This is a genomic window from Ruania halotolerans (genome assembly GCF_021049285.1).
In the GTDB taxonomy this organism is placed as follows: Bacteria; Actinomycetota; Actinomycetes; order Actinomycetales; family Beutenbergiaceae; genus Ruania; species Ruania halotolerans.
The window spans coordinates 2,496,369-2,518,099 of the sequence record NZ_CP088017.1; the positions used below are offsets into that span (position 1 = coordinate 2,496,369).

The 21,731-nt window shown below is 67.9% G+C and carries 21 protein-coding genes; 5 read left to right on the forward strand and 16 right to left on the reverse strand.

The genetic code is table 11. The features are described from left to right. Window positions 1–11 precede the first annotated feature (11 nt). The 4 genes from LQF10_RS11020 to LQF10_RS11035 are packed head-to-tail and all read right to left on the reverse strand — an operon-like array spanning window position 12 to window position 3,625. Complete coding sequence (locus LQF10_RS11020; RefSeq protein ID WP_231063901.1) at window positions 12–842, reverse strand: class II fructose-bisphosphate aldolase; 831 nt, start codon at window positions 840–842, stop codon at window positions 12–14. Then, window positions 829–1,767, reverse strand: a complete 939-nt coding sequence (locus LQF10_RS11025) for a 1-phosphofructokinase family hexose kinase (RefSeq protein ID WP_231063902.1) — start codon at window positions 1,765–1,767, stop codon at window positions 829–831. Before LQF10_RS11025 ends, LQF10_RS11020 begins: the two co-directional genes overlap by 14 nt. Further along, on the reverse strand, window positions 1,764–2,717 hold the full coding sequence (locus tag LQF10_RS11030; RefSeq protein ID WP_231063903.1) for an ROK family protein: 954 nt from the start codon (window positions 2,715–2,717) through the stop codon (window positions 1,764–1,766). Before LQF10_RS11030 ends, LQF10_RS11025 begins: the two co-directional genes overlap by 4 nt. Continuing rightward, entirely contained in the window at window positions 2,717–3,625 is a 909-nt protein-coding gene (locus tag LQF10_RS11035; RefSeq protein WP_231063904.1) for an SIS domain-containing protein, read from the reverse strand. The genes LQF10_RS11030 and LQF10_RS11035 overlap by 1 nt, the downstream gene beginning before the upstream one ends. A gap of 78 nt (window positions 3,626–3,703) precedes the next feature. On the opposite strand from LQF10_RS11035, the gene LQF10_RS11040 reads away from it, so the two are divergent. Further along, window positions 3,704–4,486, forward strand: a complete 783-nt coding sequence (locus LQF10_RS11040) for a DeoR/GlpR family DNA-binding transcription regulator (RefSeq protein ID WP_231063905.1) — start codon at window positions 3,704–3,706, stop codon at window positions 4,484–4,486. A 9-nt stretch (window positions 4,487–4,495) separates the two neighbouring features. On the opposite strand, the gene LQF10_RS11045 is transcribed toward LQF10_RS11040, so the two are convergent. Together LQF10_RS11045 and LQF10_RS11050 are read right to left on the reverse strand one after the other, a co-directional pair. Continuing rightward, window positions 4,496–5,452 (reverse strand): 5'-3' exonuclease, encoded by a 957-nt coding sequence (locus tag LQF10_RS11045; RefSeq protein ID WP_231063906.1) that lies wholly within the window; start codon window positions 5,450–5,452, stop codon window positions 4,496–4,498. A gap of 203 nt (window positions 5,453–5,655) precedes the next feature. Continuing rightward, window positions 5,656–6,609, reverse strand: coding sequence for an NAD-dependent epimerase/dehydratase family protein (locus LQF10_RS11050; RefSeq protein WP_231063907.1), 954 nt, complete (start codon window positions 6,607–6,609; stop codon window positions 5,656–5,658). Window positions 6,610–6,754: 145 nt separating this feature from the next. Between LQF10_RS11050 and LQF10_RS11055 the strand changes: the two genes are divergently transcribed. Next, entirely contained in the window at window positions 6,755–7,447 is a 693-nt protein-coding gene (locus LQF10_RS11055) for a TetR/AcrR family transcriptional regulator (RefSeq protein WP_231063908.1), read from the forward strand. A gap of 34 nt (window positions 7,448–7,481) precedes the next feature. Here the strand turns inward: LQF10_RS11055 and LQF10_RS11060 are convergent, their stop codons facing one another. From LQF10_RS11060 to LQF10_RS11090, 7 genes are all read right to left on the reverse strand, one after another. After that, complete coding sequence (locus LQF10_RS11060; RefSeq protein WP_231063909.1) at window positions 7,482–8,327, reverse strand: TrmH family RNA methyltransferase; 846 nt, start codon at window positions 8,325–8,327, stop codon at window positions 7,482–7,484. A 64-nt stretch (window positions 8,328–8,391) separates the two neighbouring features. Continuing rightward, complete coding sequence (locus LQF10_RS11065) at window positions 8,392–9,627, reverse strand: glycosyltransferase family 4 protein (protein WP_231063910.1); 1,236 nt, start codon at window positions 9,625–9,627, stop codon at window positions 8,392–8,394. A gap of 25 nt (window positions 9,628–9,652) precedes the next feature. Then, complete coding sequence (locus LQF10_RS11070) at window positions 9,653–11,722, reverse strand: ABC transporter ATP-binding protein (RefSeq protein WP_435531389.1); 2,070 nt, start codon at window positions 11,720–11,722, stop codon at window positions 9,653–9,655. Continuing rightward, entirely contained in the window at window positions 11,719–13,467 is a 1,749-nt protein-coding gene (locus LQF10_RS11075; RefSeq protein WP_231063911.1) for an ABC transporter ATP-binding protein, read from the reverse strand. The genes LQF10_RS11070 and LQF10_RS11075 overlap by 4 nt, the downstream gene beginning before the upstream one ends. A gap of 181 nt (window positions 13,468–13,648) precedes the next feature. After that, window positions 13,649–14,854 carry an SPFH domain-containing protein gene (locus LQF10_RS11080; RefSeq protein ID WP_231063912.1) on the reverse strand — a complete coding sequence of 402 codons (1,206 nt, stop codon included), beginning with the start codon at window positions 14,852–14,854 and terminating at the stop codon, window positions 13,649–13,651. Window positions 14,855–14,962: 108 nt separating this feature from the next. Then, window positions 14,963–15,448 (reverse strand): NfeD family protein, encoded by a 486-nt coding sequence (locus LQF10_RS11085; RefSeq protein ID WP_354002574.1) that lies wholly within the window; start codon window positions 15,446–15,448, stop codon window positions 14,963–14,965. 106 nt (window positions 15,449–15,554) lie between these two features. Then, on the reverse strand, window positions 15,555–16,382 hold the full coding sequence (locus LQF10_RS11090) for an ABC transporter ATP-binding protein (RefSeq protein WP_231063913.1): 828 nt from the start codon (window positions 16,380–16,382) through the stop codon (window positions 15,555–15,557). A gap of 131 nt (window positions 16,383–16,513) precedes the next feature. On the opposite strand from LQF10_RS11090, the gene LQF10_RS11095 reads away from it, so the two are divergent. Continuing rightward, window positions 16,514–17,338 carry an Rv1486c family protein gene (locus LQF10_RS11095; protein WP_231063914.1) on the forward strand — a complete coding sequence of 275 codons (825 nt, stop codon included), beginning with the start codon at window positions 16,514–16,516 and terminating at the stop codon, window positions 17,336–17,338. Here the strand turns inward: LQF10_RS11095 and LQF10_RS11100 are convergent. Both LQF10_RS11100 and glgA read right to left on the reverse strand, forming a co-directional pair. Continuing rightward, the gene (locus tag LQF10_RS11100; protein WP_231063915.1) at window positions 17,310–17,906 is read right to left on the reverse strand and encodes a GNAT family N-acetyltransferase; all 597 of its coding nucleotides are present in this window, start codon (window positions 17,904–17,906) and stop codon (window positions 17,310–17,312) included. The two genes, LQF10_RS11095 and LQF10_RS11100, sit on opposite strands and share 29 nt — an antisense overlap. Beyond that, window positions 17,899–19,095, reverse strand: coding sequence for a glycogen synthase (glgA, locus tag LQF10_RS11105; protein ID WP_231063916.1), 1,197 nt, complete (start codon window positions 19,093–19,095; stop codon window positions 17,899–17,901). The genes LQF10_RS11100 and glgA overlap by 8 nt, the downstream gene beginning before the upstream one ends. Window positions 19,096–19,188: 93 nt before the next feature. On the opposite strand from glgA, the gene glgC reads away from it, so the two are divergent. Beyond that, a complete protein-coding gene (gene glgC, locus LQF10_RS11110; protein WP_231063917.1) occupies window positions 19,189–20,433 on the forward strand; it encodes a glucose-1-phosphate adenylyltransferase in 1,245 nt (414 codons plus the stop codon). Between the two features lie 25 nt (window positions 20,434–20,458). Further along, window positions 20,459–21,103: a phosphoserine phosphatase SerB gene (gene serB, locus LQF10_RS11115; protein ID WP_231063918.1), complete on the forward strand. Its 645-nt coding sequence runs from the start codon at window positions 20,459–20,461 to the stop codon at window positions 21,101–21,103. Window positions 21,104–21,120: 17 nt separating this feature from the next. Here the strand turns inward: serB and LQF10_RS11120 are convergent, their stop codons facing one another. Next, window positions 21,121–21,648, reverse strand: a complete 528-nt coding sequence (locus LQF10_RS11120) for a SixA phosphatase family protein (protein WP_231063919.1) — start codon at window positions 21,646–21,648, stop codon at window positions 21,121–21,123. Window positions 21,649–21,731 lie beyond the last annotated feature (83 nt).

Below are 21,731 nucleotides of genomic sequence, written 5' to 3' on the forward strand. Positions count from 1 at the left end.
GCTGGGACGACTTAGGCGTACCAGCGCAGCAGTCGCTCCACCTCGGCGCTGATCGCCTGCAGACCGGGGCGGAACCACGTCCGGGAATCCACCAGGCCCGGGTCCGCATCGAGGGACGCACGCACCGATTCGGTGAAGATGCGGTTCAAGTGGGTCGACACGTTGATCTTCGTCATCCCTGCATCGATCGCCGCGCGCATCCCCTCGTCACTCACCCCGGATGAGCCATGGAGCACCAGTGGCACCGTCACGGCCGCAGCGATCTCGGCGATCAGGTCGGTGTCCAGCACGGCGCCGCGGGACGTCATCGCATGCGAGGACCCCACGGCCACGGCAAGCAGGTCGACCCCCGTCTCGGCCACGAACTGCGCCGCCTGCGCCGGGTCGGTGCGGGTGGACGGGTCGTGCACGCCATTCTTGCCGCCGACCTCCCCCAGCTCGGCCTCCACGGACACGCCGCGTTCGTGTGCCAGGCGCACCACCTCGGTCGTGGTGGCGAGGTTCTCCTCATACGCCAACTTCGACCCGTCGTACATCACTGAGGTGAATCCCAGGTCGATCGCCTCGCGGACCAGGCTGACGTCGTCGGCGTGGTCCAGGTGCACCACCACCTCCACCGACGCCGCCCGGGCCAGGGCGAGCACCGCCGTCCCGAGCGGGGCCAGCGACCCGTGGAACTTCACGGCGTTCTGGCTCACCTGCAGCACCACCGGTCGACCGGCACGCTCAGCGGCGGCGATGAACGCCTCGCCGTGTTCGAGGTGGACCACATTGAAGGCGCCGAGCCCGGAGCGTTCGGCACGCAGGCGAGCAGCAAGAGTGGTCAGGTCAGTCAGCGGCATCGGCGGTCTCCGTGTGGATCGAGGTTCGCATGCGGTCATAGGCGTCGTGGTCCACCGCACCGGCGGTGGGCATCAGGACGGCGGCGGCGGACAGGGCCACCACGTCTGGCAGGTGCGCGGCCAGATCGCCGCCCCGTGCGCCGTCGGCCACGGCCATCGCGAGAGCCGCTACGGCAGCGTCCCCGGCACCGGTGGCGTTCCCCGTGATCGGGGCGGGCGGGCGTGCTTGCCAGGCACCGTGGGCGGTCACCAGCAGTACGCCGTCGCTGCCGCGGGAGACCAGTACGGCATGTGCGCCTCGGGTGATCAAATCCCGTGCAGCCGCGATCGGGTCCTCGATCCCGGTCGCTTCGCGGACCTCGTCGATGTTCGGCTTGACCACAGTGGGCCGGGCGGCGGCAACCTCCAGGAGGGCAGGGCCGGAGGTGTCGACGATCACCGGGATGTCCTGGCCGACGGCGGACCGCACCAGTGCGGGCAGGTCGCCGGCACCCGTGCCCGGTGGTGTGGAGCCGGAGATCACGAGCAGACCGGCGTCGGCGAGGCTCGTGAGGACGGCGCGCGTCAGGCGTTCCCAGTCCCTGCCGGTCACTGTGGGGCCGGGTTCGTTGAACAGGGTCGCCCCCGTGCGTCCGTCGTCCTCGACGATCGTCACCGTGCGGCGAGTTTCCCCAGCCACCAGGGTCCACGCCTGCTCTACCTGATCGTGGTCCAGGAGATCCTGCAGGTACTCCCCCATCGCTCCGGCGAGGAAGCCGGAGCAACTCACCCTCCGCCCGAAGCCCGCGAGCACCCGCGCCACGTTCACCCCCTTCCCGCCGGCCGAGTCGCTCACCTGCCGCACGCGGTGTACCGCACCGTGGTGCAACTGCGGGACCGCATAGGTGATGTCCACCGCGGGGTTGGGGGTGACGGTGACGATCATCGTCTTCCTCCCAGGTCGAGCGCGAGGGCACCGGCGCCCAGGCAGCCGGCCCAGGATCCGAGGGCAGCGACCCGGACGGGCGGCCGCAGCTCGGCGGGTAGGCGCTCGGCGAGTTCGGCGCGCAGCGGCGCAAGGATCGTCTCGCCTGCACGGGCGAGTCCCCCGCCGAGCACGATGGGCACCGGTCCGAGCAGCCCGGCCGCCTGGGCGAGCACATCGGCGAGCGCTTCGATGGCAGTGCGCACGATCTCCGCCGCGATCGGGTCCACAGGTCGCTGGGCCGAACCAGCGGCCAGGTCGAGCACATGGGCGGCACCGCCCGAGACATCCTCACCGCCGGTCGCGCGGGCATACCGGGCAGCAATCGCCGACGCCGAGGCGATCTGTTCGAACGGTCGGCGCAGTAGAACGCTGGCGCGGCTCTGTCCCGAGGGCACGGGCTCATCCAGGTCAGGCACCAGCACCTGCCCCATCTCGCCGGCCCACCCGGTGCCGCGGACGGCACCGTCGAGCACCAGCGCAGACGCGATCCCGGTGCCCAGCGGGATGAAGAGCATGTCAGTGGCTCCGGCGCCCCAGAGCGACTCTGCGAGCGCACCAGCGCGCACATCGTGGCCTAGTGCCACGGGCTGACCGAGGCGTTCTTCGAGGATCTGCCGCATCGGCACGTCCCGCCAGCCGAGGTTGGCGGCGAAGGAGATGACGCCACTCTGCTCATCGGTGATACCGGGAGTGACCACGCCGACTGCGTCTTCCGGCGTCTTCTCGACCTCCACCGCGATGGCGTCAGCGAGCTGGTTCGGGTCTCGGGGAGTCGGCAGGGTCCGGGTGTCGTTGAGCGTGCCGTCGGTGCCCACACGCCCCACCTTGATGGTGGTGCCACCGACATCCACGCCCAGGGCTGTGGCGTCCGCTGCGGGGGCAGGGGCCCTCTCATCGCCGGCGGGCATCAGTCGTCCGTGGGGAGGATCACGGCGCGGGCGAGGTGGCGAGGGGTATCCGGGTTCAGCCCGCGAGCTTCTGATCGGGCCACAGCAGTGCGGTGCAGGAGCACGAGGTGGGCCAACGGGTCGAGTTCGCTGACGGCGATCGTGGCACCCGTTGCGTCGACGTCGCCGACGAGTCCCTCTGGCGGGGCGCCGAAGACCCAGACCACGCGCCCGGGCTGAGCGATCGAGATGGGGCCGTGGCGGTACTCCATCGCCGGGTAGGACTCGGTCCAGGACTGAGAGGACTCGCGGAGTTTCAGGGCTGCCTCGTGCGCGAGGCCGATGGTCCAGCCGGTGCCGAGGAAGCTGATCTGGTCTGCCTCCACCCAGGTTGGATCGATCGGGGCGGTCAGGGCGGTGCGCGCGTCCGCGATGGCGCCGGTGAGATCCTCACCCAGGCTCGCACGGAGCACCAGTAGCGCAGTGGTGGCGAATCTGGTCTGCACCACGGATGTCTCATCGGCCTGGTCCAGCACGATCTCGTGGCCGGCATAGGCGGCCGCTGGGCCTGCACCCACGGCGGTGATGAGCACGCTCGGGATCGAGGTGCGGCTCAGCAGCTGCACGATCTCCGTGGTGGTACCGGATCGCGAGATCGTGACCACGCGGTCGTAGGAGCGCCCTGCGGGGAACTCGGAGGCGGTGAAGGCGTCCGTCACGCCCTGCCCTGCGCTCTCCCGGAGGCAGGCATACGACTGCGCCATGAACCACGAGGTTCCGCAGCCCACCACGGCCACACGTTCACCGGACGCGGGCAGTCCTGCCGCATCCCCATGCTGCGAGAGGGCCCACTCCCACACGTCCGGCTGAGAGACTACCTCGATCGCCGTCTGTGATCGTCCCGAGAGTGAAGCTGCTGTGTCCGACACGTGTCAACCCTTCGTGGAATGCTTGTTTGTGAGCATAATAGCGATGATTCGCTCAAGAAACATCACCGAGGAGAGACTATGAACCGTCACGACCGCCTCGCCGCCCTGCTCGAGATGGTGGTGGCGCGCGAGCATGTGCAGGTCGAGGATGTCGTCACCGCGCTCAGTGTCTCCCCCGCCACGGTACGCCGGGACCTGGATTCCCTCGCGGCCCAGCAGCTGGTGGTGCGCACCCGCGGTGGTGCGAGCGTGCCGCCGTCCTCCGGCGATCTGCCGCTGCGGTACAAGACGGCCCGTCAAAGCGCCGAGAAGGCGCGGATCGCACGAGCCGCAGCGAACATGGTGCAGCCCGGCGAAGTGGTCGGGATGAATGGCGGGACCACCACCACCGAAGTGGCACGTGAGCTGGCAGTACACCCTGTGCTGCGAGAGAACGGGCAGACGTCGGTGACCGTGGTGACAAACGCCGTCAATATCGCGGCTGAGCTCGCCGTGCGCACCCACCTGCGCGTCGTGATGACCGGTGGCGTCGTGCGCGCGATGAGCTACGAACTCACTGGCCCACTCGCGGATCTGCTGCTCGGGCAGGTCACCGTGGACACGCTGTTTCTCGGGATCAATGGGTTGACCGTCGCCGAGGGTGCGTGCGCACACGATGAGGGCGAGGCCTCGATCGCTGCGGCCCTGGCCGGGCGGGCCGGGCGGGTCGTCGTCGTGGCCGATTCCACGAAACTCGGGCGACGTGCATTCGCCCGGATCGTCACCGCTGATCGCATTGACGAGGTCGTCACCGACGATGGTGCGGATCCCGGCGTCGTCAGCGACTTGGAAGCGGCCGGGCTGACGGTGACCTGCGTGTGAGCGCACTGGTCAGTCCCGCAGCACCTCAAGCAGCCGCTCGACCGAGCTGCCGATCCCCCACCTCTGCGTGAGCGCGTCCAGTCGTGTCGAGTCAGCCGGAGCCGGGCGGTCATCCGCGGTTCCGGGCAGGCGCAGGTCCACCTCGCCGAGATCGATGTCCCGGACGACGGCCACCACCTGCGGGGCCACGTCCAGATAGTCCCCGGCGGCATTGATCTTCGCACGCATCCCCGCGGCGAGGGGGGTGGCTGGATCTGCGGCCGCCGCCCGCACTCCGGCAAGATCGCCGTAGCTGGAGAGGAGGGAGGCTGCCGTCTTGTCACCCACACCCTTCACACCCGGCAGCCCGTCCGAGGTATCCCCACGGAGGGTGGCGAAGTCGGCGTACCGGTTGGCCGGAACGCCGTACTTCTCCTGCACGACGGCGTCCGTGAGCACTTCGTGCCGGCCGACACCACGCGCGGTGTACAGCACACGCACCGGACCACCAGCAGCGTGGTCGTCCACCAATTGGAACAGGTCACGATCGCCGGTGACCACGTTCACCGGCATTCCTGCCCCCGTCGCCAGGGTGCCGATCACATCGTCGGCCTCGTATCCATCGGCACCCACCACCGCGATCCCCAGCGCCGCAAGCGTCTCGGCGATCACCGGCACCTGGATGGCCAGCGGGTCGGGCACCTCCTCCACATCCGAGCCGCCGGCAACCTCCTCGACCACCCGATGCCCCTTGTAACTGGGCAGCAGGTCCACCCGCCACTGAGGCCGCCAGTCGTTGTCCCAGCAGCACACCACGTGCGTGGGCCGGTACTGGCCGATCAAACGGGTGAGGAAGTCCAGCAGGCCGCGCACCGCGTTCACCGGAGTGCCGTCCGGCGCCGTGATCGTGTCCGGCACCCCGAAGAAGGCACGAAAGTACAGCGAGGCAGTGTCGAGCAGCAGCAGGGACTGTGGGCGTTCGCTCATGTGCACAGCCTGCCGTATCACGCCGACAATGGGTGGCGAGTACCGCTTCCATCGTCGGTATCTGGACCCCCGCACGGATTGCCAGCGCCACCCGTGCGGGCGGTCTACCCTGACTCTGGCCGGCCTGCCCTGCGGCGAACCCGGCCGTGAGCATGAGCGCGTCGAGCGCCTCGCAAATCTGCCCGCTCACCGTCGGAGCGCCCTCAACCATGCAGGGCAGTCTGCCCCACGCTCGGCTCGCGCCACCACCGGACGGTCTCGGCGATACCCTCGGTGATCGATGTGGCCGTCAACCCCAGACGCGTCTCACTGCGGCTGGAGTCCATCACGAACGGCCGGTCGAACATGTATCCGGTCTCAGCGAGTTCACGCATTCCTCGGGAGACGACCCCGAAAGCGCGCAGCAGCCCGACCGGCAGCACTGACATCCGCGGCACGTCGACGCCACCGGCCGCGGCCACCGCGGCGACCAGTTCGCGCTGCGTGAGGGCAGGGGCAGTCGGCGCCAACAGGAACGAGTTCCACAGCGTGTCATCTGCGGCGGCCACGATCATGGCGCGCGTCAGGTCCGGCACGTAGGTGAACGAGTGCGGCTCGTCCAGGCTTCCGATCACCCGCATCGTCTTTCCGGCCAGCACCGTGGGAACGAGCCGTTCCCCGGCGTGGGCGGTTCGCACTCGTGGCCCATAGAAGTCCGATGCCGCCACACTGATCGTCGGCGTGGTGTGCGCCTCCCGGGCCGCGAGCAGTTCAGTTCGCACCCCGAGCTTGCCGCCGTGTGCGCGCCCGTAGCCGGTCTCGGTCATCGTCGAATCCACCTGGCCGTAGGAGTACAGGCTCTCCGGGAAGACCACGACGGCGCCCACCTCCCCCGCAACATCGAGCACCACCCGTTCGGCCGCCGGTAGTTCCTCCTTCCAGGTACGCGCGTCATACCGCGATCCGTGCATGCAGTGGTGGATCGTCGCGGCGCCGCGGGCCTGGTGCGCGAACGCCGCTCGATCGGAGGCGTCCACCGAACGCCGATCGATCGCCGGATGCTCCGGGCCGGAACCGGATCGGGTCAGTAGGCGCACCTGCTCCCCTGCGTCGGCGAGTTGCAGGGCAAGCGTGGCGCCGACGGGCCCGGCTCCGGTGACGAGGTGGAATGAGGACATGACGTCTCCTGACAGGGATGAAGGGGCGAACACGAAGGAAATGAGAGCAGTGCTCTCCGTTGAAGGATGACATGCTGCTCGAACTAAAGCAAGAGCACTGCTCACATTAGTTGCGCGCGCTCACTCGAAGCGTCAGGATCGAGCCATGAGCCCTACCCCTCGCGAGCGCGCCCGAGTTCAGACCGAGCAGGACATCCTGCGAATCGCCCGCAACCACCTGGCCACCCAAGGCCCCGCGGGCCTTTCCCTGCGCGCTGTGGCCCGCGACCTCGGCGTGGTCTCCTCGGCCGTCTACCGATACGTACGCAGTCGGGATGAACTCCTCACCCTGCTCGTGGTGGAGGGATACAACGAACTCGGCGACGCTGTCGACGAGGCGATGGACGCCGTCGGGGGTATGAGCGACCGCGAGCAGTTCTTCGCACTGGGGCGGGCCGTACGCGCCTGGGCACGGCGCGAACCTGCCATGTACGCCCTGCTCTACGGAACTCCGGTACCCGGTTACGAAGCTCCCGGTGAACGCACCGTTGCGCCGGGCACTCGCGTCGTCCTGGCGCTCGCCCGCATCGTTGAGGAGGCCTGGGCAAACGACCGCCTCACGCTCACCCACGCAGCCGCACCGCTTCCCATCGCAGACCTCGAACGCATCCGGCGCGACCTCGGCTACCAGGGCCCGCCGGAGGTCGTCGCCCGCACCATCTTCGCCTGGGCCGCGCTGTTCGGGTGCGTCAACTTCGAGATCTTCGATCACTACGGCGCCGACACGTTCACCGACATCGAGACCCTCTTCGATCACCACCTCGCGCAGCTGGCGCACACTCTGGGGCTGACCCCGTGATCGCCGCAATGTTCACGTGCTGATCGTGGGCCGTCTATCTGGTCCCGGACGCAGCAGCCGCCCTGGTCGCCCAGAACGCCACCGCCGCCGCGGCGGCCACATTGAGTGAGTCCACCCCGCCGGCCATCGGAATCGTCACCACCTCATCCACAGCACTGAGGGCACCGCGGGTCAGGCCGTCTCCCTCGGTGCCGAGCACGATGGCCAATCGTTCCGGTGGATCGGCTGCGAGCACGTCCAGGGAGATCGCCTCCTCGGCGAGTGCGAGCGCTGCGACGGTGAAACCCAAGCTGCGCAACTCACCGACACCACCAGGCCACGGATCGATTCTGGTCCACGGCACTTGGAACACGGTGCCCATGGAGACGCGCACGCTGCGCCGGTACAGCGGGTCCGCGCAGCGCGGGGTCACCAGCACGGCATCCACGCCGAGCCCGGCCGCACTGCGAAATGCGGCACCGACGTTGGTGTGGTCCACGACGTCTTCGAGAATCGCCACCCGGCGAGCGCCGGCCACGACGTCGGCCACCGGCGCCAGCTCAGTTCGATGCATCGCGGCAAGCGCCCCGCGATGGAGGTGAAAGCCGGTAATGGCCTGCAGTACCTCCTCCTCGGCTAGGTAGACGGGTACCTCGCCGTGTTCCCCAGCGCCCACCGCGCGCAGCAGATCCTCCAGGTCCGGCAACCAGCGCGGCGCCATCAGGAAGGACCGGGGCCGATAGCCTGCCGCAACAGCCCGGCGGATCACCGTGGAGGACTCGGCCATGAACAGGCCGCGCTCCGGCTCGAGCCGACGGCGCAGGGCCACGTCGGTGAGGCGGGTGTAGTCGGCGAGCAGGTCACCGTCGATGTCGGAGGCAGAGAGCGGGACCACGGGCACCAGGCGACCCTAACGTCTGCGCCCGCGCGAGTGAGCAACCAGCCTCAGCCGCTGGGCGATCAGCTCAGCGGGTGAGCAACCAGCGCCGCGCCGGACGGTGGCCGGCCGCACGATCTCGCGCGGCGAACGTGATCGCGTTCCGGTAGTGCACGCTCACCTGCTCGTTGACGGCGTCCCAGGTACGTGCGGCCGTCGACTCCCGAGCGGCCATACCCATCTCCGCGCGGCGCACCGGATCGGCCACGAGCGAGGCCACGTGCTGCGCCATGGCGGCGAGCTGGCCGGGCTGGTAGAGAAAACCGTTCACGCCGTGCTGGACGAGGTCGATGGGCCCACCGCGAGAGGGAGCCACCACCGGCACACCGCACGCCTGAGCCTCCTGAATCGTCTGGGCGAACGTGTCCATCTCACCGGTGTGCACGAACACGTCCAAGGAGGCCATCAGCCTGGGGAGTTCGGCGCCGTCCAATCGGCCGGTGAACACTGCGCCAGGGAGGGCGCGGCGAAGCCACGCGTCCCGGGGACCGTCACCGACCACCACCAGCCGTACCCCTGGCACCTGCTGCAGTACGGCGAGGTCCTCCACCTGCTTCTCCCGCGCGAGCCGACCCACATACCCGACGAGCACCTCGCCCTCGGCGAGCAGGGATGCCCGCAGCACGTCGTCGCGGTGCACGGATGAGAACCGATCCCGGTCCACGCCATGCGGCCATACCGCCACCCGATGGACGCCACGGTCGATCAGCTGCTGGCACGCATAACTGGAGGGAGCCAGCGAAAGGGTAGCGCTCTTGTGAATGTCCTCGATCCGGCGCCACAGCAACGGTTCGATCTGGCGCACCTTGTATCGCTTGGCGTAACTGGGCACCTCGGTCTGGTAGACCGCGACCGAGGGCAGGCCCAGGGCGTGCGCGGCTCCGATGGCCTGCCAACCGAGCATGAACGGGGCGGCCAAGTGCACCACATCGGGATCGAACCACCGCAGGTGATCCTCCAGGGTCCGCACCCGGGGCGTGGACAACCGCATCTCGCTGTACCCGGGAAGCGGAACGGCGCGGAACCGCCGCACGCTCGCACCTGCGTAGATGCTGACTGAATCCTGACCACGGCGAGCCGCCGGAGCCAGGACGATCACCTCGTCACCGTTGGCTGCCAGGTACTCCAACAGCCGTAACAGGGTCACGGTGACCCCATTGGCTTGCGGAAGAAAGGACTCGGCAACTACGGCGATGCGCACCTGTGCATCGTGACAGATCGAGTCGCTGATCTGGATCAACCCGCAGGAGGATGTTGCGAGCATGGGCCTCGGTCAGAAGGCGGAGGAGCTACTCCACCTCAACGGATGCTGCGGCGAACTGTGCCCGGTAGAGCCGGGCATAGGCACCCTCGGCGGCGAGCAGGTCGGCGTGGCTGCCCTGTTCGACGATAGCGCCTTCCTCCATCACCAGGATCACGTCCGCGTCCCGGATCGTGGAGAGCCGGTGTGCGATGACGAAGCTGGTCCGGCCTCGGCGCAGGGCGTTCATCGCCTCCTGCACGAGCACCTCGGTGCGGGTGTCCACGGAACTGGTCGCCTCGTCCAGGATGAGGATGGCCGGGTCAGCCAGGAACGCGCGGGCGATTGTCAGCAGCTGCTTCTCCCCGGCACTGACGGCGGTTCCGTTTGTGCCTTCCTCGTCCAGCCGCGTGTCATAGCCCTGCGGCAAGGTGCGCACGAACGGGTCCACCCCGGTCGCCTCGGCTGCGGCGCGAAGTTCGGCATCGGTGACGGCGCGATGGGTGCCGTACCGGATGTTCTCGGCGATGGTGCCGCCCACCAGCCAGGTGTCCTGCAACACCATCCCGATATTCGAGCGCAGTTCTGCGCGAGTCAGGTGGCGGGTGTCCACGCCATCGATCGTGATTCGACCGCCCTGCACCTCGTAGAACCGCATGATGAGGTTCACCAGTGTCGTTTTCCCGGCCCCGGTTGGCCCCACGATCGCAATCGTCTGCCCCGGCTCCGCGACGAACGAGAGGTCCTCGATGAGCGGCGCCTGCGGCACGTACGAGAAGTCCACGCCCTCGAACGCAACTCGCCCGGAGACGCGCCCGAGGGTGGCCGGCTCCCTCGGATCGGGGTCCTCCTGCTCCGCATCCAACAGGTCGAACACGCGCTCCGCCGAGGCTGCACCGGACTGCATGAGGTTCATCAGGGAGGCGATCTGGGTGATCGGCTGAGAGAACTGCCGGGAATACTGCACGAACGCCTGGACATCGCCGAGGGATAGGGTGCCCGATGCCACGCGCAGCGCACCCAGCACGGCGATCGCCACATACCCCACGTTCGCCACCCACCCCATCACGGGCTGGATCGTGCCGGTGATGAACTGCGCGCGGAACGATGCCCGGTAGAGCCGGTCGTTCTCGTCCCGGAAGGTGGTGAGCGCCGCCTTCTCGTGTCCGAACACGCGCACCAGATCGTGTCCGGTGTACATCTCCTCCACGTGAGAGTTCACCGTTCCGGTGCGCTTCCACTGCTCCACGAACTCCGGCTGCGATCGCTTCGCGATCTGTCCCACCACGACGGCGGAGAGCGGGATGGTCACCAGGGCCACCAGAGCGAGCTGCCAGGAGATCCAGAACATCATCGCGAGCACGCCGATCACGGTCAGCACTGAGGTGATCAGTTGAGACAGCGTCTGCTGGAGGCTCTGTGCGATGTTGTCGATGTCATTGGTCACGCGGGAAAGCACCTCGCCGCGAGCCTGCCGGTCGAAGTACCGCAGCGGGAGGCGGTTCAGCGCGGTCTCCACCTGCTCGCGCAGCCGATACACCACCTGCTGCACCACAGTGGTGGTGATCCGACCCTGCAACCAGGCGAACACGAACGCTCCCAGGTAGACCAGGAGGACGACTGCCAGACCCGCCGCGAGCCGGTCGAAGTTGACACCCTCGCCAGGCACCACGTTCGGCATCCCTGCGACCATGTCGGCGCGGGTGTCCTGACCGGACGCGCGCAGCTGCTCGATGGCCTCTTCCCTGGTCCTACCAGCATCGAGTGTGCGGCCCACCAGCCCATCGAAGATCACGTTCGTGGCGTTGCCGAGCAGCTTCGGGCCGATCACCGTCAGCGCGGTCGCCACCACGCCGAGGAGTACGGCAACGAGCACCCAGATCCGGTCGGTGCGCAACTCGCCCACGATCCGTCGTGCGGCACCGAGCAGGTCCTTCGGCTTCTCCGTGGGCATCGCGAGTCCGCCGGCCGGCCCACCGGCAGGGCGGGGCCGTTCCTCGACCTTCACCTGTGCCTTCAGCTCGGAGTCGTCTGCACGCTCCCCCGCAGTGACGTCGCTGGAGCTCGGGGGGTCCTCGTTCGCGTCGTTTTCGCTCGCCCTGTCCCTCGGATCACTCATGCTGTGTCTCCCTTGCGTGAGGCTTCCTCCGCGGTGAGCTGGGACGCCACGATCTCCTGGTACGTCTCGTTCTCGGCGAGCAACTCGGCGTGCGTACCGCGCCCGACCAGCCGACCGTGTTCGAGCACCAGGATCTCGTCAGCGCCGCGGATCGTGGAGACACGCTGCGCCACCACGAGCACGCTCGCCTCCCGGGTACGCGGGAACAGTGCGGCGCGTAGGGCCGCGTCCGTGGCGTAGTCGAGGGCCGAGAAGGAGTCGTCGAACAGGTACACGGCCGGCTGGCGGACCAGGGCGCGCGCGATGGCGAGTCGTTGACGTTGGCCACCGGAGACGTTCGTGCCGCCCTGTGCGACCGCGGCCTCCAGTCCCCCGTCCATGGAACGCACGAAATTGGCGGCCTGTGCCACCCGCAATGCGTCCCACAGTTCGTCGTCGGTGGCATCCGCTCGCCCGTACCGCAGGTTGGAGGCGACGGTCCCACTGAACAGGTACGGCTTCTGCGGCACCAGGCCGATCACGGTGGCCAGGACCGTCGGATCAAGATCGCGTACGTCCACACCGTCGATCCGGATCGATCCGGACGTGACGTCAAAGAGACGGGGCACCAGGTTGATCAATGTGGTCTTGCCAGATCCCGTGGAACCGATGATCGCCGTGGTGGTTCCCGGGCGAACGGTCACGCTGATCTCGTGCAGCACGTTCTTCTCGGCGCCTGGATAGTGGAAGCAGACGTTCTCCATCTCGACCAGTCCGCGCACGTGATCCGGCTTCTGCGGGTCAGCGGGCGGGCGCAGCGTCGGCTCGGACTCGAGCACATCACCGATCCGCTCCGAGGAGACCGCGGCGCGCGGAGCGAACATGAACATCATCGTTGCGATCATCACCGCAAACAGGATGAACATCAGGTACGAGAGGAACGCGACGACCGAACCGATCTCCGCCAGTCCCGCATCGACACGCCGCCCGCCGAACCAGATCACCCCCACTGAGGCGATGTTCACGATGAGCATGACCAGCGGCATCGCGAGCGCGAGTACGCGCCCCACCTTCACCGCAACGTCGCGCAAGTCACCGTTGGCCGCGCCGAACCGCAGTGCCTCGTCCACTTCCTTCACGAACGCCCGCACCACCCGGATCCCGGTGAGCTGCTCCCGGAGGATGCCGTTCACGGTGTCGATGCGCTTCTGCATCGAGCGGAAATAGGGCACCATCCGGGCGGCAACGAGCGCCATGGTGCCACCGAGCACGGGTACCACGGCCACGAGAAGCAACGAGAGCCCCGCGTCCTGCCGGACGGCCATGAACACCCCGCCCACCAGCATGATCGGGGCCATGATGATCGCGGTCAGCGCCATGAACACGAACATCTGCACCTGCTGCACGTCGTTCGTGGAGCGGGTGATCAGCGATGGTGCGCCGAAGCTCGACATCTCCTGCGCGGAGAACTGCAGTACCCGGCTGAAAAGGCGCTCACGGAGGTCGCGCCCCAGGGACATCGCCACCCGGGCACCGAAGTAGACCGCAATCACACTCGCGATGACCTGGACGGCGCTCACCCCGAGCATCAGCAGGCCGACCCGGGTGATCAGTGCAGTGTCCCCGGTGACCACGCCCTCATCGATGATGCGTGCATTCAGGGTGGGGAGATAAAGGGCGGCAAGTGTCTGCAGCAGCTGCAGCACACAGACCAGCGCGATGGAGCCGCGGTACGGAGTCAGCGACGCACGAAGTAGTCCGAGCACTCGATGAACGTACACCGCGTCAGCAAAGCAATTCTCTGCCGGGTCGCGCCTTGACGTGCGCACGAACCGACGGCCCCGGCCAGGGCGGCACCAAAGGTGGCGTCACCAGGCTCAGGACCGTCGATCGTCGCAGCGTGCGTTCAGTGGGCCACTGAGTCTTTGGATCGTGGGGGCGGGTGGATCACTGGTGCGGCTGCCAGGGCTCCTGCGGAGCGGGCGGCTCCTCACCGTCGGCCGGCGGACGCTGTCCGGCGGCGCTGGCCGGGTCGAACGGGCGCCCCGTGGTCTCCCCGGCTTGCGTCGCTTCGGCCGTGGCCTCGCTCGCCTGGCCACGGGCCTCGCGGAGCGCCTCCGCCGGGTCCTGCAGCGAGGTCTCGGGCAATTCCACATCAAGACCCTCGATGTGCTCGAGGTCCTTCTCGCGCTTCTCCCGGCGGCTCTGAGCCTCGCTCCCGCCGGACGGGCTGCCGCCGCCGCCGCTGACGCCACCTCCACTGGGGCCACTGCCGTCACCGAAGGCCGAGGAGATCGACCCCAGTGCAGCGGTGAGCTCGGTGGGAATGACCCAGAGCTTGGAGGACGTGCCGTTGGCGATCTCCGGGAGCATCTGCAGGTACTGGTAGGCGAGTAGCTTCGGGTCGGCGTCTCCGCGGTGGATGGCGTCGAACACCTGCAGAATCGCGCGCGACTCACCCTGCGCCTTGAGGATTGCGGCCTGTGCCTGACCCTCGGCGGTGAGAATCGCGGACTGCTTCTCACCCTCAGCGGTGAGAATCGCGGACTGCTTGACACCTTCGGCGGTGAGAATCGCCGCACGGCGGTCCCGCTCGGCGCGCATCTGCTGCTCCATCGCACCCTGCACGCTGGGCGGCGGGTCGATCGCCTTCAGCTCCACCCGGTTCACGCGGATGCCCCACCGACCGGTGGCCTCGTCCAGCACGCCGCGCAGCTGACCGTTGATCTGGTCGCGGCTGGTGAGCGTCTGCTCCAGGTCCATCGAACCGATGATGTTCCGCAGCGTGGTGACCGTCAGTTGCTCGATCGCCTGGATATAGTCCGCGATCTCGTAGGTGGCTGCTTTCGGGTCCGTCACCTGGTAGTACACGACGGTGTCGATGCTCACCACGAGGTTGTCGGAGGTGATCACCGGCTGTGGGCGGAACGGCACGACACGCTCACGCAGGTCGACTCCGGCCCGGATCCGATCCACGAAGGGGATCAGGAAGTGCAAGCCGGCGTACATGGTGGACTGATAGCGGCCAAGCCGCTCGATGATCAGCGCACCGGCCTGTGGCACGATCCGGATTGCACGCGAGATCGCGACGATCACGAACAGCGCCACGAGGGCGATGATGATCAAGCCAACAATGGCTCCTGCGTCACCCACTGGTTACCCCTTCGACGTGGTGATGATGGCGGATCCAGCGTTGTACCGGACCCGTACTTCGTCTGTGATTGTGTGTCGGTCGTCCAACGCGGACTCGAGCGGGTGAGATCAGTACCCCTGCGTCACGGGGCCGTACGGCTGACTCGGATCGGCCGGCATCTCGGGCTGGGCCACGTACGCCGTCGCCCCTTCGATCCGCACCACGATGACATCGGTCCCTGCGGGGAGCACGACCCCGGACCGCTCGATCCGAGCGGTCCAGACCTCGCCGGCCAGCTTGACCCGCCCTGCCCTGTCGCTCACATCCGCGACCACTGTCGCAGTACGTCCAATCTGAGCGTCCACGCCAGTCTTCGCCTCTGGTGTGGTCGACTTCAACTTTGCAAGTGCCCAGGGTCGTACCCCGAACAACAGGAGCACGGAGACCACGGCCGCAAGGAGAATCTCAAGCCACAGCGGGGCGCCAAGGAGGCCGGCAAGAGCTGCGGCGACGGCACCGCCGGCGAGCATGAGGAACAACAGGTCCACGGTGAGCATCTCCACGACGCCGAGCACCAATGCGGCACCGAGCCACCACAACCAGCCCAGATCCATCGTGACCTCTTCCCGTGACGTCGTCCTGGTCAGTCTACGCCGAGACACCTGGTCCGCGGGTCCCAACCACTGCTCAGTGGATGGGTAGACGTCCCCCGATGCTGTCTCACCACCTGGTTCGGTGCGCGGCGTGATTGGCTCCGCTGGCAGAGGCGAGCGCGCGGGCGCTCCAGCGCGCCCCGTGCCGTTCCACGACCAGGTCGAGCCCGAAGGTGGCGGAGAGATTCTGCGGAGTCATCACTGCCTCCAGCTGTCCCGCAGCCACGGTTTTCCCCTCCCGCAACAGCAGCGCATCGGTGAACCCGGGCGGGATCTCCTCCACGTGGTGGGTCACCAGAATCAGCACCGGCGAATCAACGTCGGCGGCCAGTTCGCCAAGCGCCGCGACCAGCTCTTCCCGGCCTCCCAGGTCGAGGCCCGCCCCTGGTTCATCCAGAATCAGCAGCTCCGGGTCAGTCATCATGGCGCGGGCGATCTGGACCCGTTTGCGCTCACCCTCGGAAAGAGTGCCGAAGGTCCGGTCCTCGAAGGAGGACATTCCGAACACGCTGAGGAGGTCTCGCGCTCGACCCTCGTCGAGGGTCTCGTAGGATTCCCGCCATCGGCCGGTGACCCCGTAGGACGCGGTGAGCACGACGTCGAGGACCCGCTCACTGCCCGGAATCCGATCGGCAAGCGCGGCGCTGGCCAACCCCACACGTGGTCGAAGCTCGAAAACGTCGATGCGTCCCAGCTGGTCGCCGAGAACGGTCACCCGGCCCCCGCTTGGGTGCATCCGCGCCGCCGCCAGTTGCACGATGGTGGTCTTGCCCGCGCCGTTCGGGCCGAGCACCACCCAGCGCTCCCCCTCCTCCACTGACCACGACATCGAATCGAGGATCAGCTTCTGGCCACGCCGGACGGTCACGTCATCGAACTGGAGCACGTCACCCATACACGTGAGCCTATCGGGCCGCGAGCGCCCTGAGGCACGCCACCGGGAGCCGGCACCAGGCAGTGCGTGACGGCGGAGCCTCGGTGCGATGCGCATGTGACACCTGGTCTCACGTGACCTAGGTTCGCCGTGTGTCCATCGACGTCCCTCGCTCTGTGCTGACCGCCCTGTGGGTGGGTGAAGTGCGCGGTACCACCGCCGATGGCGTGGATCAGGTCATCGACACCGCCGCAGCAGCGATTCAGGGAGAGGACGAGCCGCACACGCTGGCAGAGCTGTCCGCCACCGAGTCGATACATCGTCGGACCTCCGCAATCTCGAACGGCACCATCGCCTCGGTGCTGCGGGATCTGGCCGCTCACCCCGGGGTGGTGCACGCAGCACTGCCGGTACCGGGCGAGGTCGGAGTGCCGGCGCCCCTGGCGCACGAGGCGAGTGAGACCGGTGAGGCGGTGGTCGCCGTCGGCAATCCCCACCACGCCACTATCGTGGCGCTGCCGTACGTCCAGGAGTTCGGTTCGGCCCTGGAACCCGGGGCGATGGTGACCTGGCACGTGCACCGATGCGAGGGCGTCGTCGGGGTCCCCGACACGCCGGCGGACGCCCGGCGCTCCCTCACGCAGGCACTGGAAGTCGCGATCGACGCGCTCACTCGGATGGATGTGGCGCGGTGGCGCCCTGAGGCCGCCGAGGACATCGCCATGCTCGCCTCGGCCACAGTGCCGCCCGATCTGCACCTACGCCTGCCGGGCGGGCTGGATGGTCGACGACTCGATCTGCTGGTGCGTGCGGCTCGGCTGAGTGCCATCGTCGCGCTCGCCGAGCAGGACGATGGGGCTGCGGTGAACGTCTGGCAGGCGGATCAGCGTGATGCGGCCATGCGGCATGTCGCCGCGGCGGCAAGGCGTGCCATGGTCTCGGCCACCGTCAGCGTGCCGCCTGCCACTCCGGTCTGAGCAGCGACATCATCACCTGATCCACCCACCCCGCATCGAAACGCAGTGCGTCCCGCTCCCTGCCCTCCACCACGAAGCCGGCCTTCTCGTAGACCCGTTGAGCGCGCGGGTTGAAGGTGAACACTCCGAGCGCGATCCGGTGCAGCGGCAGGTGCGTGAAGGCGTGATCGACCATCAGGCGCATCGACTCGCTGCCGAGCCCGCGGTCGCGCCCGGCCGGACCAATCAAGATGCGGATGTTGCAGGATTCGTTCTCCTCGTCCCACTGGTTCAGCACCACTTCACCGACGCACGGTGAATCCGGCCCACCTGGCCCATCTCGGTCCACGATCATCAGATCCAAGCGCCCGGATTGCTCGGCGCGCGTGGAGTACCACTGCTGCAACTGCTCCCGGTCGGCGGTGGCCGAGGCGGCCCCGGCCGTGGAGTGCACGCTTCCGGTGAGCCGGTTCACGTCAGGGTCGGTGACGATCTCCATGAGTGCGTCCAGGTCCTGATCCTGGTACCCACGCAGCAGCGCCCGTTCGCCGGTCAGGGTCGGGATCTGAAGCCAGGGGTTCTCAGGCATCGAGCACCGCGCGATAGACCTCCAGGGTCCGTTCACCGATGGCCGCCCAGGCGAACTCTGCCTCGGCTCGGCTCCGACCCGCCTCGCCCAACCGGCGAGCCCGCTCCGGGTCGGTCGCCACCTCGGTCAGTGCGCGGGTCAGGTCGGTGACGAACGCCTGCGGATTCACCGGGGTGCCGGTGCCGTCCTGGATCTGCTCGAGGTCCACGAGGAGCCCTGTCTCGCCGTCGGCGACCACTTCGGGGATGCCACCGGTCGCCGAGGCGACCACGGGGAGCCCGACCGCCATCGCCTCGAGGTTGACGATTCCGAGCGGCTCGTACACCGACGGGCAGACGAAGACGGTGGAGGCCGCGAGCAGACCCACCACCTCGGCGCGCGGCAACATCTCGTCGATCCAGACGACACCGGTGCGAGTGCGCTGCAGTTCGGCGACCGCCTCGCTCACCTCGGCGCCCAGCTCCTTGGTGTCCGGGGCGCCAGCGCAGAGGACCAGTTGCACCTCCTCGGGCAGGTCCCGGGCGGCGGCGAGCAGATAGGGCAGGCCCTTCTGCCGGGTGATCCGGCCCACGAAGATCACCGCTGGCCGATCCGGATCCACCCCGTGCTTGCGGGCGATCTCGGCTGCCTGCGCCGGCTCCGGCCGCTTCCAAGCGTCCAGATCGATTCCGTTGTGGACCACCACCACCTTCTCCGGGTCGAGCTGAGGGTAGGAGCGCAGGATGTCCCGGCGCATCCCCGCGCTCACGGCGATCACCCGCTCGGCTCCCTCGTAGGCGGTGCGCTCGGCCCAACTGGACAGGGCATACCCGCCGCCGAGTTGTTCCGCCTTCCAGGGACGCAGCGGCTCCAGACTGTGCGCGGAGAGCACATGCGGAATGCCGTGCAGCAGACCGCCAAGGTGTCCGGCCATATTCGCGTACCAGGTGTGGGAATGCACGAGATCCGCGCCAGCGAGGTCGTTCGCCATCTGCAGGTCCACGCCGAGCGTGGCCAGCGCGGCATTGGCTTCGGTGAGCTCGGCGGGTACGTCATATCCGGTGACCCCCTCACCGGTGCGGGGGCCGTCGAAGCAGCGCACCCGGACGTCGATATGGCCGCGGAGCACCCGGGAGAGTTCGTCCACGTGCACTCCAGCGCCTCCGTAGACGTGCGGTGGGTACTCCCGGGTGACGATATCGACGCGCATCTGAACTCCTTGGTTGGCGGCACCAGCGGAGATTTCCGGACAAGGTGCCCGTATCGATGGTGCAACCTGCTTCGTGACTCTAGGGTGCTGAGCATGGCAGCACCACGGGTTCTCGCAATCGTCCTGGCCGGCGGCGAAGGGAAGCGGCTGATGCCGCTGACCCAAGATCGCGCCAAACCGGCCGTCCCCTTCGGCGGAATCTACCGGCTGATCGACTTCGCCCTCTCCAACGTGGTGAACTCCGGCTACCTCAAGGTCGTGGTGCTCACCCAGTACAAGTCTCACTCTCTGGACCGGCATATCGCCACCACCTGGCGGATGTCTGCCCTGCTGGGGAACTACGTGGCACCGGTTCCGGCCCAGCAGCGGGTGGGCAAGAACTGGTTCCTCGGCAGCGCCGACGCCATCTACCAGTCACTGAACCTCATCGATGACGAGAAGCCGGACATCGTGGTCGTGGTTGGTGCCGACCACGTGTACCGGATGGACTTCTCCCAGATGGTCGACTCCCACATCGCCTCCGGTGCGGAGATGACGGTGGCCGGGATCCGCCAGCCGAAGTCGATGGCCGATCAGTTCGGGGTGATCGACGCCGATCCCACCGACCCGCGCAAGATTTCCGCATTCCTGGAGAAGCCGAGCGACCCACCGGGCCTGGCCGACTCCCCGGGCGAGGTGCTCGCCTCGATGGGCAACTACGTGATGAACGCCGATGCCATGGTCGATGCCGTGATCAAGGACTCCGCTGCAACCGACTCCAGGCACGATATGGGCGGCGACATCGTGCCCTATTTCGTTTCCAAGGGACAGTGCGGGCTGTACGACTTCATCAACAACGACGTGCCCGGCTCGAAGGACCGGGACAGAGATTATTGGCGTGATGTCGGTACCCTCGATGCCTATTACGACGCGAACCGCGACCTGATCGCCGTGCAGCCGGTCTTCAACCTGTACAACTACTCCTGGCCGCTGCATACGGGGTACACCGGTCTGCCGCCGGCGAAGTTCGTGCACGCCCGCGACGATCGGGTGGGGCACGCGACCGATTCGATCATCTCCCCCGGTGTGGTCGTCTCCGGTGCTGAGGTCTCGGGTTCGGTGCTCTCCCCCGGCGTTCGCCTGAACTCGTGGTCCCGGGTGGAGGATTCGGTGCTGATGGACGGGGTGGTCGTGAACCGCCACGCCACTGTCCGCCGAGCAATCCTGGACAAGGGCGTCACGGTGGATGCCGGCGCTACCGTGGGCGTGGATGCCGAGCGAGACGCGGCGCGCGGTTTCACTGTCACCGACGGTGGGATCACCGTTGTCCCGAAGAACGGGCGGGTTGCAGCCGACTGACACGTTCCTGGCATCATCGGGCGATATGACTGAACGAGCGACGTCGGCGCGTCGGCTGATCGTGCTGGACGTGGACTCGACGTTCATCACGAGCGAGCAGATCGACCTGTTGGCTGCCAGGGCCGGCTCAGGTGATCAGGTCGCCGCGATCACTGAACGCGCGATGGCCGGCGAACTCGACTTCGCGGCCTCGCTGACCGAGCGAGTGGGCACGCTGGCGGGTCTACCGGTGAGTGTGCTGGCCGAGGTGCGCGATCATGTGCAGCTCAGCCCGGGTGCGGCCGAACTGGTGACGGCGGCCCATGGGCGAGGCTGGCCCCTTGCCCTGGTCTCGGGCGGCTTCCACGAGATCGTCGATCCGATCGCCGAGACCCACGGCATCACCCGGGTGCGGGCGAACCGCCTCGAGGTGGCCGGCGATGTGCTCACCGGCCGGGTGACGGGCGAGATCGTGGACCGGGCGGCGAAGGCACGCTGGCTGCGGTATTTCGCTGACGAGGAGGGGATTGACCTGGCCGATACCGTCGCGATCGGTGACGGCGCGAACGACCTGGACATGCTGGCGGTGGCCGGGCTCGGGGTCGCGTTCAATGCCAAGCCGGTGGTGGCTGCCCAGGCAGACCGGGCGATCACCGACGGTGGGTTGGACCAGGTGCTGAGGTGGCTCTGAGCTCACCGCGCTAGCGACTATCCGCCCTCGCGCCCACTCACCAGATGGGTGAGGACACTGCTGCGCGGTCCCAGGTCGGACCATGGCCCTTCGTGGGCGAGGACTGCCGCCATCGCGGTGGAGATTCCCGTGCGCACCCGGTGCAGTGCGGCGTCCTCAGAACCGGGCCCGGCGAGCAGGTGCGCGACGGCGGAGGTGACCGGTTCGTGCCCGACCACCAGCAGGTGCGTCACCGACTCGGGCACGGCTCGCAGCACATCGAGTAGCTCGGTCACGTCGGCACCGTAGAGCTCCTCGAGGTAGCGCACCTCCGGTTCCGAGATCTCACCCATCCCGGCCGCAGCCAGCTGCCACGTTTGCCTCGTCCGCACCGCCGTCGAGCAGAGCACCAGATCCGGCACACCCATCGCCGCGACCAGTCGCTCCCCCGCGATGTGCGCATGGTGGCGCCCATCGATAGTCAGGGTCCGATCGACGTCGCGCAGCGCCCCGTGCTCAGCCTGAGCGTGCCGCAGCAGCACCAGGTGCTTGGACTCCGAGTTCATGCGCTCAGCGTACGCGCGCGTTCAGATCCACTTGGCGCATACGAATCCACTTCGCGCGCTCGAATCCACCTACTGCCCCACGG

Bases quoted from the DNA above. Each gene is read 5' to 3' on its own strand.
- serB (WP_231063918.1), top strand. From the start codon at position 20,459: ATGACTGAACGAGCGACGTCGGCGCGTCGGCTGATCGTGCTGGACGTG.
- LQF10_RS11040 (WP_231063905.1), top strand. From the start codon at position 3,704: ATGAACCGTCACGACCGCCTCGCCGCCCTGCTCGAGATGGTGGTGGCG.
- LQF10_RS11020 (WP_231063901.1), bottom strand. From the start codon at position 842: ATGCCGCTGACTGACCTGACCACTCTTGCTGCTCGCCTGCGTGCCGAA.
- LQF10_RS11045 (WP_231063906.1), bottom strand. From the start codon at position 5,452: ATGAGCGAACGCCCACAGTCCCTGCTGCTGCTCGACACTGCCTCGCTG.
- LQF10_RS11090 (WP_231063913.1), bottom strand. From the start codon at position 16,382: ATGGGTGACGTGCTCCAGTTCGATGACGTGACCGTCCGGCGTGGCCAG.
- LQF10_RS11055 (WP_231063908.1), top strand. From the start codon at position 6,755: ATGAGCCCTACCCCTCGCGAGCGCGCCCGAGTTCAGACCGAGCAGGAC.
- glgA (WP_231063916.1), bottom strand. From the start codon at position 19,095: ATGCGCGTCGATATCGTCACCCGGGAGTACCCACCGCACGTCTACGGA.
- LQF10_RS11100 (WP_231063915.1), bottom strand. From the start codon at position 17,906: ATGCCTGAGAACCCCTGGCTTCAGATCCCGACCCTGACCGGCGAACGG.
- LQF10_RS11085 (WP_354002574.1), bottom strand. From the start codon at position 15,448: ATGGATCTGGGCTGGTTGTGGTGGCTCGGTGCCGCATTGGTGCTCGGC.
- LQF10_RS11070 (WP_435531389.1), bottom strand. From the start codon at position 11,722: ATGAGTGATCCGAGGGACAGGGCGAGCGAAAACGACGCGAACGAGGAC.
- LQF10_RS11120 (WP_231063919.1), bottom strand. From the start codon at position 21,648: ATGAACTCGGAGTCCAAGCACCTGGTGCTGCTGCGGCACGCTCAGGCT.
- LQF10_RS11025 (WP_231063902.1), bottom strand. From the start codon at position 1,767: ATGATCGTCACCGTCACCCCCAACCCCGCGGTGGACATCACCTATGCG.
- LQF10_RS11050 (WP_231063907.1), bottom strand. From the start codon at position 6,609: ATGTCCTCATTCCACCTCGTCACCGGAGCCGGGCCCGTCGGCGCCACG.
- LQF10_RS11030 (WP_231063903.1), bottom strand. From the start codon at position 2,717: ATGCCCGCCGGCGATGAGAGGGCCCCTGCCCCCGCAGCGGACGCCACA.
- glgC (WP_231063917.1), top strand. From the start codon at position 19,189: ATGGCAGCACCACGGGTTCTCGCAATCGTCCTGGCCGGCGGCGAAGGG.
- LQF10_RS11065 (WP_231063910.1), bottom strand. From the start codon at position 9,627: ATGCTCGCAACATCCTCCTGCGGGTTGATCCAGATCAGCGACTCGATC.